Here is a 15,529-nt window from a genome sequence, read left to right as displayed (position 1 = left end):
ATAACCAGATGCCGCCCTCAGGGGCATCGAGCCCCCTCCTGCGGCAGCTGCCGCTGGAAAGTTCAAACCGCCCGCGCAATCTTTCCCCGGCAGCGCCGTTCAAAGGGGCTCGATGCCCCTGCGGACGGCCCCTACGTTCAGGTCAAATCGTTAACAAGCGGTGAACAGGTTCCCCTAACCCATTGAAATCACATAGACCTCCTCCCTGTCCACGTGCGGACAAGAAAGCCAAAATGACCAAACTCTCCGCCAACACCCCGCTGATCCACCCCGACGGCCAGATCAAAAATACCAGTTTCGGAGCCTATTGCGAGATCGGCCGCTTCAGCCGCATCCTCAACTCAAGCTTTGAGGATTACAGCTACTGCGACCAATTCTCCGACATCACCAACACCACGGTGGGCAAATTCGCCAACATCGCCGCGATGACAAGGATCGGCCCCACCGACCACCCGATGCAAAACGCCAGCCTGCACCATTTCCTGTATCGCAGCAGCGCCTACTGGGATGATGCGACCGATGACGATGCCTTTTTTGAAGCGCGCCACGCCCGCCGCACCATCATCGGCCCCGACACCTGGATCGGCCACGGCGCCATTATCAAACCAGATGTCACCATCGGCGCAGGGGCGGTGATCGCCAGCGGTGCCGTGGTCACTAAAGACGTTGCCCCCTACATGATCATGGCCGGCCTCCCCGCCACCCCGCTGCGTCCCCGCTTCCCCGCAGCGATAGCCGAGCGCCTGCAAGCCCTCGCTTGGTGGGATTGGAGCCACGATCTGCTCCGCACCGCCCTGCCCGATTTCCGCAGCTTGACCGTCGAGGCTTTCTTGGAAAAGTATCACGGCTGACCGCTCACCAAGTGCCGCCCTCGGGGGCATCGCGCCCCCTTCTGCGGCGTTACCACGGGAAGAATGATCGGGCCCGCGCAGTTTTGCTTCGGCAGCGCCGTCCAAAGCGGCTCAATGCCCCTTTGGACGGCACTTGCATATTGGTCAGACTATAGGCCGAGAAGCGCGGAAACGTTAAAAATCCTTTAAATTCATATCATTAAGTATCTGAAATAAAACGAATAAAAAAGGTCCCGAGTTGGGACTTCACTCCGCCGCCAACCGCAATGCCTCAGGCTGGCTGACAAACCGCCGCGCGGCCTCGCCTGCCAGATAGCTTAAACGGCCTGCCGAAATCGTCGCCTCAATGCCGCGAGTCTCGGCGTTTACAATCACCATATCGGCGCGCAATCCCGGCTCCAGCCGACCCCGATCGACCAGCCGCATAATCTCCGCCGGGCGGCTTGAAACCAAAGCCCAAGCCTGCGCCAACCCCATCACGCCACGATCCACCAGCCCCCAGACCGCCAAAGGCAGCGCCGGGATGTGGTAATCCGACACCAGCACATCGCACAGCCCATCCGACACCAACGCGAGCGCCGAGACATTCCCCGCCTGCGAGCGCCCCCGCACCACGTTTGGCGCGCCCATGATCACCGGGCTCATCATCGCATGCGCCGCCGACGCCGCACGGCGGGTCAGCGGAAATTCGGCGATCTTCGCGCCGATCATCGAATAGAACTCGCGAGTTTCGCCATCGGGGTCATCATGGCTGCCGTAAAGCACGCCCAAGGCATCGAAATTCTCGGCCAAGGTGCACAGGCTGCGCGGCACCTCTTTGGCGCGGGCGGCGGCAGATTCGATGGCCTCGGCGAGCTCCTCGGCGGTTTTGCCAACTTTGCGCGCCCAAGCGGCGAAATCGGTGGGCGCGATGCGGGCCATGTGCAGGCCTTCGGACAGATGATCATTGAACACCACATAGCCGATCCGATGGCGTTTGACAGCGGCGATCAGGCGAGCGGTTTCACTGACCAAATGCGTCTCAGCGCGGATTTGCAGCCGCAGGTCGGTCAGGGATTGGGCACGGTAGCTGTCGAGGGCGATCATCAAGGCTTCGGCATGATCGGGGCCACGGTGGCCGCCTTCCCAGCTCCACCCCTGCGCCAGATAGGCAGTTGTCACACCATGCGCTGCAGCTTCGCGGTCAAACGAGGCGAGGCCAGCGGCAAGCGGAAACGGGGCCGAGGGGCGAGGGGCCATGTGACGCTCGAACCCGTCGCCATGTAGGTCGATGATGCCGGGAAGGATCAGAAATCCTGACAGATCTACCTCGGGCAGTGGGCCGCGGGTGATCTTGCCATCCGCTAGCCCGATGGAGCGTTGCTGCATGGCGCCATCGCGCAGAATATGCGCGCCGGTCAGTCGCAGGGGGGGCAAGGGCAGTGGCATTGCGGGCTCCGGGAACGGGGGCAACTGGGGATTATCGGCTGGAGTACCAGTGCCACGCAACGGGCTTATGACAGTTTATCCACAGTTTCACCTGCATCGATGGCCTCTGGTGAGACTGTCAAAGTCACGCGGTCACCTGCGAACCATGTGGTGCCGAATTCGATGGGTTGCCCTGCGGCATCGACATTCACCGCGACAGAGCGCAGCAGCGGAGCACCTTGGCTCTGCCGCAGATGCAGCGCCAGCAAGGCATCGGCAGCAATCGCGGTGATGCGGGTTTCCGCGCGGGTGTAGTCGGTGAGGCCCGCCTCGGCCAAGGCGGCAGTGACCGATCCGTGGCGGGTCATCGCCGCCAGTAGATTGGGGAAGCGCGCGGCGGGGAAGATCGAGCGGAACATCGCCAACGTGGTGCCATCGGCGAGAGAAAGGCCCTCGACCACCTGCACCAAAGCGCCTGCGGGCAGGTGCAGGGCGGCGGCTTCGCCGGGGTCAGCCGCGCGGGTTTCTTGCCGCAGGATCTGCCGCGAAGGGGTGCGACCTGAGGCCAGCACGTTTTGATGGAACCGCACCCGGCGGCTGAGGGCGTAATCGGTGGGGGTGGCGGTGACAAAAACGCCTGCGCCACGGCGGGCATGCACAGCGCCTGCCTCGGCCAAGCTTGCCAAAGCCTGACGGACGGTGTGGCGGTTGACGCCGAAGCGGGCAGAGAGAGCGGCCTCGGTTGGGAGTTTGTCGCCGGGGCGGTAATGGCCCGAGGAAATCTCTGCGCTGAGGGTTTCGGCGATGGATCGCCAGATTGTTGGCTTTGTCACCAAAACTTCACATGCATTTCGCAGGCTCCTCGGATAATGATTTGTCTAGTTGTATAGATTAATGGACAACTTCGCAAGATGTCGGGATCAAGATGACGCAAACACCGCTTGAAGCTGCAACCCCATGTTCTGAGACTTTGGCCGCCCGCAAAGCTTGGATGGGCCTGTTGGCCCGCGCCAAACCCGCGCGGCTAGCCGATTTGTGCCCCGAAATCCCGACACATGACTTGCTGCGAGCGCCGGAGATTGGCGCGGTGATGGTGCGGGGCCGGATTGGCGGCAACGGGCTGCCGTTCAATTTGGGCGAAATGACGGTGACGCGCTGCGCTTTGCGGTTGGGGTCGGGTGCGGTGGGCCATGCCCATGTGCAGGGCCGAGACAAGGGCCATGCTGTGCGGGCGGCTGTGGTGGATGCGTTGATGCAGACCGATCAGGCCGAGGCTTTGCGGGCGGCTGTGCTGGCTCCGTTGCAGGCCGAAGAAATCGCCCGGCGGACCAGTCGAGCGGCGAAGGCGGCTGCGACGAAGGTGGAGTTTTTCACTTTGGTGCGGGGGGAAGACCAATGAATGACGCGTTGTTGGGTGGGTTTGTGGACGCTGCTGTGCAGTCGTCGCATGCGTTCCGCGCGGCGCTGAGCGTGCTGTCGCAGCCGGGGAACATCCGGGATCTAAGCGGGGCTGTGCCGCCTGCGCCGCTGTCGGTGGCGGCGGGGGTGTTGTTGTTGACATTGTGCGATGGCACGACGCCGCTGCATTTGGCGGGGGCGTTTGACTGCGCGCCGGTGCGCGATTGGATCACCTTTCATTGCGGCGCGCCTTTGGTTTCGGCTGAGGCTGCGGTGTTCGCTCTGGGCGATTGGCAGGCTTTGCAGCCCTTGGGGCAGTTTGCCATCGGTTTGCCGGATTACCCGGACCGCGCTGCGACACTGATCGTCGAAATGCCTGCGTTGGAGGCGAAAGGGGCTGTGCTGCGCGGGCCGGGGATTGCCGATGTGGCTTATCTGTCGCTGCCCGAAGTGGCGGCTTTTCAGGCGAACCGGGCGCTGTTCCCGTTGGGGTTTGATTGCTTCTTCACCTGCGGCACGAAAGTCGCCGCCCTGCCCCGATCAACCTATGTGGAGGCTGTCTAATGTATGTGGCGGTAAAGGGCGGCGAGCGCGCGATAGACAATGCCCATGCGTGGTTGGCCGAAGAACGGCGCGGTGATCTGGGCGTGGCGGAGTTATCCGTGGCGCAGATACGGGCGCAGTTGTCGCTGGCCGTGAACCGGGTGATGGCAGAGGGGTCTTTGTATGATCCAGACCTCGCCGCTTTGGCGATCAAACAGGCGCGTGGCGATCTGATTGAGGCGATTTTCCTGATCCGGGCTTATCGCACCACCCTGCCCCGGCTGGGCGCGTCTTGCCCGGTGGATACCGCTGAGATGGCTGTCATTCGGCGGATTTCGGCGACGTTCAAGGATTTGCCGGGGGGACAGGTCTTGGGGCCGACCTTTGACTACACACACCGTCTGCTGGATTTCAAACTGGCGGCAGAGGGCGAGGTATCGCAGGCCGCAACCGCTCCGGCCGCGATGGAGGCGGTGCCGCATGTGATGGCGATGCTCGACCGTGATGGCATGATCGAGGCGGAACCTTTGGGCAACGATGTGCCTGCGGATTTGACGCGCGAGCCGATGGAATTGCCGGGATCACGCGCGCTGCGTTTGCAGGCCATCACGCGGGGGGATGAGGGCTTTATCCTGTCGATGGCCTATTCGACCCAGCGCGGCTACGGGCGCACTCATGCTTTTGTCGGCGAGTTGCGGATTGGCGCGGTTGCGGTGGAAATGGAGATCCCAGAGTTGGGGTTTGCCGTGGAGATCGGCGAGATAGAGTTGACCGAATGCGAGACGGTGAACCAGTTCAAAGGCAGCAAAACCGAGCCGCCGCAGTTCACCCGGGGCTATGGTTTGGTGTTTGGCCAAACCGAGCGCAAGGCGATTGCAATGTCTTTGGTGGATCGGTCATTGCGCTGGGCCGAACTGGGCGAGGATTACACCGGGGCTCCGGCGCAGGATGAAGAATTCGTGCTGATGCATGCCGATAACGTGCAGGCGACCGGGTTTCTCGAACATATCAAGCTACCGCACTATGTTGATTTCCAATCCGAACTGGAACTGGTGCGCCGTCTGCGCGCGGAAGTGTTCGCCACGCAGGAGGCCGCAGAATGACCGATCAGGCTTATAACTTCGCTTATCTCGATGAGCAGACCAAGCGGATGATCCGGCGCGCGATCCTGAAAGGCGTAGCGGTTCCTGGCTATCAAGTGCCGTTTGCCAGCCGCGAGATGCCGATGCCTTATGGCTGGGGCACTGGCGGCGTGCAGGTGACGGCGGCGTGCCTAACTCCGGATGACACGCTGAAGGTGATCGACCAAGGTGCCGATGATACCACCAACGCAGTGTCGATCCGCAAGTTCTTCCAGCGCACGGCGGGGGTGGCGGTGACAGAAGCGACGGCAGAGGCCACGCTGATCCAGACCCGCCACCGCATTCCTGAAGCGGCGCTGACGACGGGGCAAATTCTGGTCTATCAGGTGCCAATTCCCGAACCTTTGCGCTTTCTGGAGCCTCGCGAAACCGAAACCCGCAAGATGCACGAGTTGGAAGAATACGGCCTGATCCACGTCAAACTTTACGAGGATATCGCGCGGCACGGAACCATCGCCACCTCTTACGCCTATCCGGTGAAGGTCGAGGGCCGCTATGTGATGGATCCCTCGCCGATCCCGAAATTTGACAATCCAAAACTGTCGAACAGCCCGGCACTGCAACTGTTTGGCGCGGGGCGCGAGCAGCGGATTTATGCGCTGCCGCCGTTTACACATGTCGTGAGCCTCGATTTTGACGACCACCCGTTTGAGCCCAGCAAAGCCCCACATGACTGCGATCTGTGTGGCGCGGGCGAGAGTTATCTCGATGAGGTAATCATCGATGATCTGGGCGGACGGATGTTTGTCTGCTCGGACACCGACTTTTGCCGCACCCGGTGTGAGGCGGGGCATTTGGGGGCCTTGGGTGTGCCAGTTCTGAAAGGCGGTGCGTGATGGGCGCGGTGGATTTGAGTATTTGGGCCAAGGTGAATGCAGATAAGCCACTGCTTTCTGTGCAGGGGTTGAGCAAAAATTATGGCAACCGGATTGGTTGTGCAGACGTATCGTTTGATCTGTTTCCCGGTGAAGTGCTTGGCATTGTGGGGGAAAGTGGCTCTGGCAAGTCGACGCTTTTGTCGTGTCTGGCCGGGCATCTGGCCCCAGACACGGGCCGGGTGATTTTTGAAACCGCCCAAGGCCCGCGCGATACTGTGACGATGGCAGAGGCCGAACGCCGCAAGATGGCGCGCACCGATTGGGCGTTTGTGCATCAAAACCCGCGCGATGGCTTGCGGATGGGGGTTTCGGCGGGCGGCAATGTGGGCGAGCGGTTGATGGCCGTCGGCGCGCGGCACTACGGCGATATTCGTGCGACGGCGGTGGATTGGCTGGGCAGGGTCGAGATCGCCGCCGACCGCATTGACGACCGCCCACGTGCCTTCTCGGGCGGCATGCAGCAACGCCTGCAAATCGCCCGCAATCTGGTGACTGGGCCGCGACTGGTATTCATGGATGAGCCGACCGGGGGGCTTGATGTTTCGGTGCAGGCGCGGTTGTTGGACCTGTTGCGCGGGTTGGTGCGGGAGATGGGGCTGTCGGCGATCATCGTCACGCACGATCTGGCTGTGGTGCGGCTGCTTGCGGATCGACTGATGGTGATGAAGGGCGGGCATGTGGTGGAACAGGGCCTGACTGATCAGGTTTTGGACGATCCGCAGCACAGCTACACGCAACTTCTCGTCTCGTCCGTGTTGCAGGTCTGACATGCTGTTTGCCTATCGCCCGGAAGCAGGTGGGTTGATCCAGATGCCGCTGCCTGTCGACCTGTCGGCAGCGTTGTGGATAGACCTATATCGCCCACTGTCCAACCAAGCCGCCGATGTCGCGCGGCTGGGCCTGCCCGTGCCGACGCTGGCGGATATGGAGGAGATCGAAATCTCCAACCGCCTGTATCGGGAAGGTGGGGCGGATCATATGACGGTGGTTTTGCCCGGACTGTCCGAAAGCAAGGCGCCGATTTCTGGCCCGGTTTGCTTTATCCTTTCAGCGGATCGCCTGATCACCGTGCGCCACCACGCGCCGCGCCCGTTTGAGACCTACCCGGGCCGCGCCGACAAAGTTGGGCCCGGCTGTGACCGACCAGAGCGGCTGTTTCTGGGGTTGATTGAGGAAATAATTGGCCGGATGGCCGATATTCTGGAGGGCATCGGGCGCGGCTTGGATGATGTCGCCTCGGGGATTTACAGCGGCGGGGCGAAGGGCTTGCAGGCGGATACCCTGCAAAACGCGTTGGAAAGGGTCGGGCGTGAGGGCGACCTTTTGGGCCGGGTGCGACTGGGTCTGCTCACGGTGGAGCGCGCGGTCAGTTTCTTTGGCCAAACCCTTTCCGACCGGAGCGAGGGCGATGTTTTGCGGCCCTTAGTTAAGGGCCTGATGCGGGATTTGCAGGCGCTGGAGGTGCATGCCGATTTCTTAGGCTCGCGTCTGGCGCTGACCTCGGATGCGACACTTGGCATGATCAACCTGTCGCAAAACGTCACGGTGCGGATCGTGTCGGTGGTCGCCGCTTTGTTCATGCCGCCGACACTGATCGCCAGCCTGTATGGGATGAACTTTGCCTATATGCCGGAACTTGCGTGGCAATACGGCTATCCTTTGGCACTGATCTTGATGCTGGCCTCGGCCAGCGGAACTTATCTTTTCTTCAAATGGAAGCGCTGGCTATGATTGAAATTCGGGATTTGGCGAAAAGTTTTACCCTGCACAATCAAGGGGCTGCGGTGATCCCGGTGATGGCGGGGGCGAACTTGCATGTGCGCCCGGGTGAATGTGTCGGGCTGATCGGCGCCTCGGGTGCGGGCAAATCGACGCTAATTCGGATGGTTTGGGGCAATTATCTGGTGGCCTCGGGTGTCATTATGGTGGGCGGCCTGGATGTGGCGCAGGCGCAACCTCGGCAGATCATAGCGCTGCGGCGGCAGGTGCTGGGCTATGTCAGCCAGTTCCTGCGGGTGGTGCCTCGGGTGCCAACACTGGATGTGGTGGCCGAGCCGCTGCTGAACCTTGGCGTGCCGGGGGATGCGGCGCGAGAGCGGGCGGCGGAACTGCTGGCGCGGCTGAACATTCCGCAGCGGTTGTGGGGGCTGTCGCCGACGACGTTCTCGGGCGGTGAGCAGCAGCGGGTCAACATTGCGCGCGGTTTTGCACATCCCTATCCGGCGCTGTTGCTGGACGAGCCGACCGCCAGTCTGGATGCGGTAAACCGCGAGGTTGTGCTGGGGTTGATCGAAGAGGCCAAAGCAAGGGGCGCTGCGATTTTAGGGATTTTCCATGATGAGGCCGCTCGGGACCGGGTCTGCGATCGCGTGGTGGATGTGCGCGATTTTACCCCCAAGGCTGCGGCATGACGGGCCGGGTGTTTCTGGTTGTTGGGCCTTCGGGGGCGGGCAAGGATACCCTGCTGGCGGGGGCGGCGGCAGCGGAGCCTCGGTTGCACTGGGCGCGACGGGTGATCACGCGGGACAGTGTGGCGGGGGGTGAGCCGTTTGAAGGGGTGACTGAAAGCATTTTTCAGGAGCGCCTGCAGGCGGGAGAATTTGCGCTGCACTGGCAGGCGCATGGGCTTTGCTATGGCGTGCCTGTTGCAGAGTTGAAACCGCTGGAAGACGGGCGGGATGTGTTGATCAATGGCTCGCGCGCGGCGATGACTGCGGCACTCGCGGCGTTTCCGGGGCTACGGGTGATCCAGATTTCAGCACCGCTAGAGGTGTTAGCGGATCGGTTGGCCGCACGCGGGCGGGAGAGCCACGCCGACATCATCGCGCGGTTGCAGCGGGCTAATTATGCTTTGCCTGAAGGGGTTCCGGCAATCGAGATCCGCAATGACGCGACGCCCGAGAAGGGCGTGGCAAAGCTGATTTATGCGCTGAGGGCGTAGCGGTGCAGCAGGTGGAAGCGCCCCGTGGCATCCTCGCCGCACAGGCAGATTTCGCGGATGTGAAACGGTTGCGGGATCAGGCCCGCGAAGTGATTGGCGGCGGCTTTGGTGACAGCGGTTTCGCCCTCATCCAGCGGGCCGGACAGAGTCAGGTGAAACTGAAACTGGTCCATCACATAGGGATAGCCGTAGATCGAAAGCAGATCGCGCTGGCGCGGCGTCAGACGTTCCGGGCGGCGGCGAGCGGTTTCGGCGGATGTCAGAGTAGCGCGGTGGGGATCCAGCGTACGGACCACTTCGGCAGCGAGGTTTTGCAGCGCAGAGGTGTCACCCGCAGGCGTCAGGGCGAGAAAACCTTCGAGGTTGACCATCTGAAGCCCCGGCAGCTCCAGCGGGGCAAGGCTGGTGGCCAGTCGTGCCGTAGCCCACGTCAGATCGGCGGGGCTGACGCCGTCAGCCAAACGGAACGGCGGCTTCAAGGTAGCGTGAAAGCCGTATTTGCGCGGCTCGGCGGTGATGTCGGCCAAGGGGCGCGGCAGGTCGGGCATGGGTTGCGGCACGGGCGCGCCCAGTGCCAGATCCCAGCCGAGCCAGCTTGCTGCGGCATCGGCGAAGGCTCCCGGTTCGGGCACATAGTAGATCGCAAAGCGTTTCATCTGGTCCATAGCCGCCGCCTTTACCCGCCCATCGTCACACCGTTGTGACAGTTTTCTGCCATCTGTTTCACACAAGCACAATGAAGGCCTGATGATGACCGAGACGATCCTTGCCAATGCCACGCTGGTTCTGCCAACTGAAGTGATCCATGGGGCGATCCGCGTTGAAGACGGCGTGATTACTGCGATAGATCAAGGCACTGCGATCCCACAAGGCGCTGTGGATTGCAGGGGCGATCTGCTGATGCCGGGGTTGATCGAGTTGCACACCGACAATCTGGAACGCCATATCGAGCCGCGTCCGAAGGTGAACTGGCCGCATGCAAGCGCCATTATCGCACATGATGCCGAACTGGCGAGTGTAGGGATCACCACGGTGTTCGACGCGCTACGGGTGGGGTCGATCACCTCGTCGAAGAAGATGAATTACGGCGAATACGCCCGGCATTTGGCCAACGAAATTCTGGGGCTGCGGGAAAAGGGCGCGCTGAAAATCAGCCATTTTCTGCACCTGCGGGCGGAAGTGTGTTCCGAAACCCTGATCGCCGAACTGGCGAAATTCGGTCCTGCCGACCGCATCGGCATCGTGTCGTTGATGGATCACACCCCCGGTCAGCGGCAATTCCGCGACATCACCCAGTTGCGGGCCTATGTTTGCGGCAAGCATGGGCTTTCGGAGAGCGAGTTCGAGAGCCATGTCGCCGAACAGGTGGCGATTTCCACGCGGTTGGGCGCAGCGCATGAGGCGGCGGCGGTGGCGGAAGCCCGTCGTTTTGGAGCGGTTCTTGCCAGCCATGACGACACCACCGCCGGGCAAGTTGCAACCTCGGCCCAGCACGGCGCACATTTTGCCGAGTTTCCAACCACGGTGGAGGCAGCACGAGCCTGCCATGCGCAGGGCATCAAGGTGATGATGGGGGCGCCGAACCTGATCCGAGGGGGCTCACATTCCGGCAATGTCGCGGCAAGCAAGCTGGCCGAGGCGGATTTGCTGGATATTGTGTCGTCGGATTATGTGCCGTCGGCGCTGCTGTCGGCGGCTTTGCTGCTGGGCGATCTGTGGGGCGATGTGGCGCGCGGGGTGCGCTGTGTGACGCAAGCGCCGGCGCAGGCGGCGGGGCTTATGGATCGCGGAACGCTAACGCTTGGCGCACGGGGTGATGTGATTAGGGTGGCGCGGGTTGCTGGCGCTGCAGCTTTGCGGGGGACTTGGGTGCAGGGGCAGCGGGTAGGTTAATCCGCCATCCAGCGATAACCGATGCCGGGTTCGGTGCGGATCAGGTCGGGGGCGCTGGGGTTGGACTCAATCTTCTGGCGCAACTGGCCGATGAAGACGCGCAGATAAGGCACATCCTCGCCATGCGCCGGGCCCCAGATTTGCAGCAATATCTGGCGGTGGCTGAGCACCCGGCCCGGATTGCGCGCCAGCATAACCAGCAGATCGAACTCTGTCGGCGTCAGATGCACCGGCGCTCCGTCGCGGGTCACGGTATGGCCAGGAAGGTCGATCACCAGCGGGCCTTGACGCAGAATATCCTCGGGCTGCGGGGCCTTGCGTAGACAAGCACGCAAGCGGGCGAGAAGTTCGCCGATGCCAAAGGGCTTGGCGACGAAATCATTTGCCCCAAGGTCTAGCGCCATGATTTTTTCCATCTCCTGATCATGCGCCGATAGCACGATGATGGGCAGGTTGGATTTGGCGCGCAGGGTTTCGATCACCGCCTTGCCGTTCAGATCGGGCAGGCCGAGATCAAGGATCATCGCGTCGGGCTTTTGCGCTGCCACGGCCTCTAAAGCGCCCTGCCCGGTGGCGGCAAAGCAGGTGTCATAGCCAGATGCAGCCAAAGCGTGGCCGAGAAAGCGTTGAATCTGCGGCTCGTCGTCGACGATCAGGATCAAGGGCTTTGGCAGGGTCAGCGGTTTAGACAAGATTGGGAGGGTACTCATGCTGAGACTTTCGGCAAGGGCAGCGAGATGTGCATCGCGGTGCCGTGGCCGTCTGCAACCGGGCTTTCGGCGGTCAGGCTGCCACCCAGCGCTGCGGTGATGCCGTGGCAGATCGTCAGGCCAAGGCCAGTGCCGGGCAGGTTGGGATTGGCGCGAAAGAACGGCGTGAAGATTTGCGCAAGCGCGTCGGGCGCAATACCGGGGCCTTGATCTGTGACGGTCAGGGTCAGGCTTGCGGGCAGCACGCGGGCGGTAATTGCGATCCGCGCGGGTGGGGTTGAGAATTTCACCGCATTGTCGATCAGGTTGAACAGGCTTTGCTCCAGCAGCGCAGATTCTGCGCGGATCATCGGCAGGTCGGGCAGATCAGCCGTAATCTCGGCCAGCGGGAAGGCCCGGCGGGCGCGTGCCACTGCCGCTGCGATCACATCCGCAGGATCGACCCAGATCAGATGCAGTGACAATCCGGCTTGCAGCCGGGTCATGTGCAACAGGTTGTCAACATAACTCGCCAGCCGCTGCGCTTCTTCTTCAATCGCCAAAGCAAGATCGTCGCGCGCGGCGGGCGGCAGGGTCGCGCCCAACTGGCGCAGGCTGGTGATCGCGCCCAGAATAGTGGCCAAAGGCGTGCGCAGATCGTGGGAGAGCGAGGTGAGCAAAGCCGCGCGCAACTGCTCACGCGTGGCGGCGGTGCGGGCATCTTCGGCGGCTTGGGCAAAGCGCAGGCGTTCCAGCGCAAGATTGGCTTGGTGACAGATCACCTCGATGGCGGCGGCGCGGGCAAAGCGATCGGGCCACTGGGCATCAAGGCGGTGATAGCCCAACACCAACACAACCTGCCCCTGCTGCATCAACGGCAGGAAAGTATAGCGGCCGCCCTGCTGCCCCGGCTCGGCAGCGTCTTGCGGAATGTGGCGGCGAAAAGCGCGCTCGGCCGCTTGCAGGTCTGGGGCTTGCAGATCGGGCGGTTGCAGATCGGTGACCTCCAAGCTGGCGTTAGGATCGCGGGCGTGCAGCACCAGCGCAGGCCCATGCGCCAGCGCAGTGGCATGGATCACCAACGCCTGCTCGACAGCCAAGGGCTCATCCGCCTCGGCTAGATCGCTGGCAAAGGCCGAAAGCACTTCTAGCACCGCCGCACGGGATTTGGCGGCATTGGCTTCTTCGCGCAACCGCCCGGCCAGAAAGCCGGTCAGCCCCGCGACACACAGGAATTCCGCCAGCACAAGCAGGTCGCCGGGCTTGGCGATGGCCAGTGTATAAAGTGGGGCCACGAACAGGAAATTGAACAGCGTGAAGGCCGCAATGGCGGTGGCAATGCCGATCCAAAACCCAAAGCGCACGGCGGCCAACAGCACGGCGAAAAAGAACAAAAACAGCCCTGAAGGTTCGGGGAGACTATCCTTTGTCAGATGCGTGCCCAAGGCCGCAGCCGCCAGAAACAGCGCGGCCCCCAGCATTTGCGGCAGTCTGGGCAGAGCGGCCCAGCCTTCCTGTTGTGGCAGCAATGGCACAGACGTCAGCATCGCCGAAGTCTTAGCCGCGTAGGCTGCGCTGTCCATGATCTTTACGCAATCCTTATGCCGGGGCGCAAACCCCCTGTCGCATCCTTATGCAGCAATCCCCAGATTGCCCACAATCCGCCAGAGATGGCTTTTTCAGGATCAATGCCGTGACCACCACAGACCTTAGCCGTCCCATTCGCAAACATCCCGGCGTTCTGGCGCTGTCATTGGGCTCCATCGGGGTGGTTTACGGTGATATCGGCACCTCGCCACTTTATGCCTTCCGCGAGGCGGTGCGGGCGGCGGGCGATGCGGTGGGTGACACCGGGCGCGAAAGCGTGTTGGGGGTGTTGTCGCTGATCCTGTGGGCGCTGTTCGTCGTGGTGACGCTGAAATATGTGGTGATCCTGCTACGCGCCGATAACCAAGGCGAGGGCGGTACGCTGTCGCTGTTGGCCTTGGCGCAACGGGCGATGGGGCGGCAAACCACGTTGGTGCTGATGGCCGGACTTGTGGGGGCGGCGCTGTTTTACGGCGATGCTGCTATCACGCCTGCGATTTCGGTACTGTCTGCGGTGGAAGGCTTAAGCCTGGTGACCAGCCAGCTTGACGCCTATGTGCTGCCGATCACCCTGGTGATCATCGTCGCACTGTTTGCGGTGCAATCGCGAGGCACGGCGGCGGTGGCCAGCCTGTTTGGCCCGATAACACTGGTGTGGTTTGGCGTGCTGGCTTGGGGCGGGCTTGCGCAAATCGTGACCGATCCGGCGATTTTGAATGCACTCAACCCGATCCACGCCGCGCGCTTTCTGGTCAAACATGGCTCGGTCGGTCTGATCGTTTTGGGCGCGGTGTTTCTGGCGGTCACAGGGGCAGAGGCGCTTTACGCCGATCTAGGCCATTTTGGCCGCCGCCCGATCACTTTGGCTTGGGTGGCGGTGGCGCTGCCGGCGCTGGTGCTGAACTATCTGGGCCAAGGTGTGCTGGTGTTGCAGCATCCCGAGGCGCTCGCGAACCCGTTCTATCTGATGTACCCCGATTGGGCACTGCTGCCTGTCGTGCTTCTGGCCACGATGGCGACGATCATCGCCAGCCAAGCCGTGATCACCGGCGCGTTTTCCCTCACCCGGCAAGCGATCCAGCTGCGTCTGCTGCCGCGGTTGAAAATCCGTCATACCTCGGAAACGCAGGAAGGCCAGATCTATCTGCCCAGCGTCAACGCCCTGTTGCTGGTGGCGGTGCTGGCATTGGTGGTGGGCTTTGGAAATTCGGCGGCGCTGGCTCATGCTTATGGTATCAGCGTGACGGGCACGATGGTTGTGACAGCATTGCTGGCGCTGATTGTGGTCAATAAACATTGGGGCTGGCCGCTTTGGGCCGCAACCCTGCTTATGGCCCCCTTCCTGTTGATCGATTTGATCTTTCTCGGCGCGAACCTGCTGAAAGTGTTTGACGGCGGCTACGTGCCGCTGGCTTTGGCCGCCTTGGTGATCTGCGTGATGCTGACATGGCGGCAAGGCACCGCCGTTCTGGTGCGCAAGGAACATGAGGCCGAGGTGGCTTTGACCACCATTCTGCGGCAGATCGAAACCAAGCCGATCCCGGTGATCCCCGGCACCGCGATCTACCTGACCTCAAGCCCCGACACTGCCCCGGTCGCCCTGATGCACAGCCTGAAGCATTTCAAAAGCCTGCACGCGCAAAATGTGATCTTGACGATTGTGACTGCCACCATCCCGCGTGTCGCCATTGAAGACCGCGTGCAGATGGAGGAAATCAACCCGCGCTTCCGCCGCATCACTTTGACCTATGGCTATATGGAAGACCCCAACGTCCCCGAAGGCCTGATCCTGTGCCGCAAGCTGGGCTGGAAATTTGACATCATGTCGACCTCGTTCCTGCTCTCACGCAGATCTTTGAAGCTGTCGAGCAAAAGCACATTGCCTGGCTGGCAACGCCGGGTGTTCATCTTTATGGCGCGCAATGCCGCCGGGGCGTCGGACTATTTCCACATTCCTGCAGGTCGGGTGGTCGAAATCGGCACGCAGGTCAATCTTTAACCAGATCTGGCTTTAACCCGGTCTGGCTGTAACCCGGTCTGGCTTTAACCAGATCTGGCTTTAGCCGGCCGCTGAAATAGTCTGGGAACTGGAACGGTTTTCCTTCGGCTGGATTGGTGAGCCTGTTGTCCGGCCCTTCGGCGCGAACGGCCGTCGTGTGTGTTGCCGATTTTCGGCGTTATGCCCTCAGCAACCTGGGCA

16 protein-coding genes are annotated in these 15,529 nt (G+C 62.0%); 11 read left to right on the top strand and 5 right to left on the bottom strand.

Going from position 1 to position 15,529, the window contains the following annotated elements; translation table 11 throughout:
- Positions 1–233: 233 nt before the first annotated feature.
- Positions 234–851: a chloramphenicol acetyltransferase gene (locus tag Q7V03_RS21980; RefSeq protein ID WP_304927716.1), complete on the top strand. Its 618-nt coding sequence runs from the start codon at positions 234–236 to the stop codon at positions 849–851.
- A 246-nt stretch (positions 852–1,097) separates the two neighbouring features.
- Here Q7V03_RS21980 and Q7V03_RS21975 read toward each other — a convergent pair whose 3' ends face one another.
- Positions 1,098–2,279, bottom strand: coding sequence for an alpha-D-ribose 1-methylphosphonate 5-triphosphate diphosphatase (locus Q7V03_RS21975; RefSeq protein WP_304927715.1), 1,182 nt, complete (start codon positions 2,277–2,279; stop codon positions 1,098–1,100).
- A 65-nt stretch (positions 2,280–2,344) separates the two neighbouring features.
- A complete protein-coding gene (gene phnF, locus Q7V03_RS21970; RefSeq protein WP_304927714.1) occupies positions 2,345–3,091 on the bottom strand; it encodes a phosphonate metabolism transcriptional regulator PhnF in 747 nt (248 codons plus the stop codon).
- 92 nt (positions 3,092–3,183) lie between these two features.
- Here phnF and phnG point away from each other — a divergent pair, with 92 nt between their 5' ends.
- The 8 genes from phnG to phnN are packed head-to-tail and all read left to right on the top strand — an operon-like array spanning position 3,184 to position 9,160.
- Positions 3,184–3,657: a phosphonate C-P lyase system protein PhnG gene (phnG, locus tag Q7V03_RS21965; RefSeq protein WP_304927713.1), complete on the top strand. Its 474-nt coding sequence runs from the start codon at positions 3,184–3,186 to the stop codon at positions 3,655–3,657.
- Entirely contained in the window at positions 3,654–4,220 is a 567-nt protein-coding gene (phnH, locus tag Q7V03_RS21960; RefSeq protein ID WP_304927712.1) for a phosphonate C-P lyase system protein PhnH, read from the top strand. The genes phnG and phnH overlap by 4 nt, the downstream gene beginning before the upstream one ends.
- On the top strand, positions 4,220–5,302 hold the full coding sequence (locus Q7V03_RS21955) for a carbon-phosphorus lyase complex subunit PhnI (protein ID WP_304927711.1): 1,083 nt from the start codon (positions 4,220–4,222) through the stop codon (positions 5,300–5,302). The genes phnH and Q7V03_RS21955 overlap by 1 nt, the downstream gene beginning before the upstream one ends.
- On the top strand, positions 5,299–6,177 hold the full coding sequence (locus Q7V03_RS21950) for an alpha-D-ribose 1-methylphosphonate 5-phosphate C-P-lyase PhnJ (protein WP_304927710.1): 879 nt from the start codon (positions 5,299–5,301) through the stop codon (positions 6,175–6,177). The genes Q7V03_RS21955 and Q7V03_RS21950 overlap by 4 nt, the downstream gene beginning before the upstream one ends.
- Entirely contained in the window at positions 6,177–6,986 is an 810-nt protein-coding gene (gene phnK / locus Q7V03_RS21945) for a phosphonate C-P lyase system protein PhnK (protein ID WP_304927709.1), read from the top strand. The genes Q7V03_RS21950 and phnK overlap by 1 nt, the downstream gene beginning before the upstream one ends.
- 1 nt (position 6,987) lies before the next feature.
- On the top strand, positions 6,988–7,950 hold the full coding sequence (locus Q7V03_RS21940; protein ID WP_304927708.1) for a magnesium transporter CorA family protein: 963 nt from the start codon (positions 6,988–6,990) through the stop codon (positions 7,948–7,950).
- Positions 7,947–8,630, top strand: a complete 684-nt coding sequence (gene phnL, locus Q7V03_RS21935; RefSeq protein WP_304927707.1) for a phosphonate C-P lyase system protein PhnL — start codon at positions 7,947–7,949, stop codon at positions 8,628–8,630. The genes Q7V03_RS21940 and phnL overlap by 4 nt, the downstream gene beginning before the upstream one ends.
- Positions 8,627–9,160: a phosphonate metabolism protein/1,5-bisphosphokinase (PRPP-forming) PhnN gene (phnN, locus tag Q7V03_RS21930; protein ID WP_304927706.1), complete on the top strand. Its 534-nt coding sequence runs from the start codon at positions 8,627–8,629 to the stop codon at positions 9,158–9,160. The genes phnL and phnN overlap by 4 nt, the downstream gene beginning before the upstream one ends.
- Here phnN and Q7V03_RS21925 read toward each other — a convergent pair.
- Positions 9,142–9,825: a DUF1045 domain-containing protein gene (locus tag Q7V03_RS21925; RefSeq protein ID WP_304927705.1), complete on the bottom strand. Its 684-nt coding sequence runs from the start codon at positions 9,823–9,825 to the stop codon at positions 9,142–9,144. The genes phnN and Q7V03_RS21925 overlap by 19 nt on opposite strands.
- Before the next feature lie 85 nt (positions 9,826–9,910).
- Here Q7V03_RS21925 and Q7V03_RS21920 point away from each other — a divergent pair, with 85 nt between their 5' ends.
- Positions 9,911–11,053 (top strand): alpha-D-ribose 1-methylphosphonate 5-triphosphate diphosphatase, encoded by a 1,143-nt coding sequence (locus Q7V03_RS21920; RefSeq protein WP_304927704.1) that lies wholly within the window; start codon positions 9,911–9,913, stop codon positions 11,051–11,053.
- Here the strand turns inward: Q7V03_RS21920 and Q7V03_RS21915 are convergent.
- Both Q7V03_RS21915 and Q7V03_RS21910 read right to left on the bottom strand, forming a co-directional pair.
- Entirely contained in the window at positions 11,050–11,763 is a 714-nt protein-coding gene (locus Q7V03_RS21915; protein WP_304927703.1) for a response regulator, read from the bottom strand. The two genes, Q7V03_RS21920 and Q7V03_RS21915, sit on opposite strands and share 4 nt — an antisense overlap.
- On the bottom strand, positions 11,760–13,325 hold the full coding sequence (locus tag Q7V03_RS21910) for an ATP-binding protein (RefSeq protein WP_304927702.1): 1,566 nt from the start codon (positions 13,323–13,325) through the stop codon (positions 11,760–11,762). Before Q7V03_RS21910 ends, Q7V03_RS21915 begins: the two co-directional genes overlap by 4 nt.
- 110 nt (positions 13,326–13,435) lie before the next feature.
- On the opposite strand from Q7V03_RS21910, the gene Q7V03_RS21905 reads away from it, so the two are divergent.
- A complete protein-coding gene (locus Q7V03_RS21905) occupies positions 13,436–15,328 on the top strand; it encodes a potassium transporter Kup (RefSeq protein WP_304927701.1) in 1,893 nt (630 codons plus the stop codon).
- Positions 15,329–15,529: the final 201 nt, after the last annotated feature.

Origin of the sequence: Cypionkella sp., from assembly GCF_030652235.1 — a bacterium.
Taxonomy (GTDB): Bacteria; Pseudomonadota; Alphaproteobacteria; order Rhodobacterales; family Rhodobacteraceae; genus Cypionkella.
Note: the sequence above shows the minus strand (reverse complement) of the source record. Positions and strands in the feature narration are given on the sequence as shown.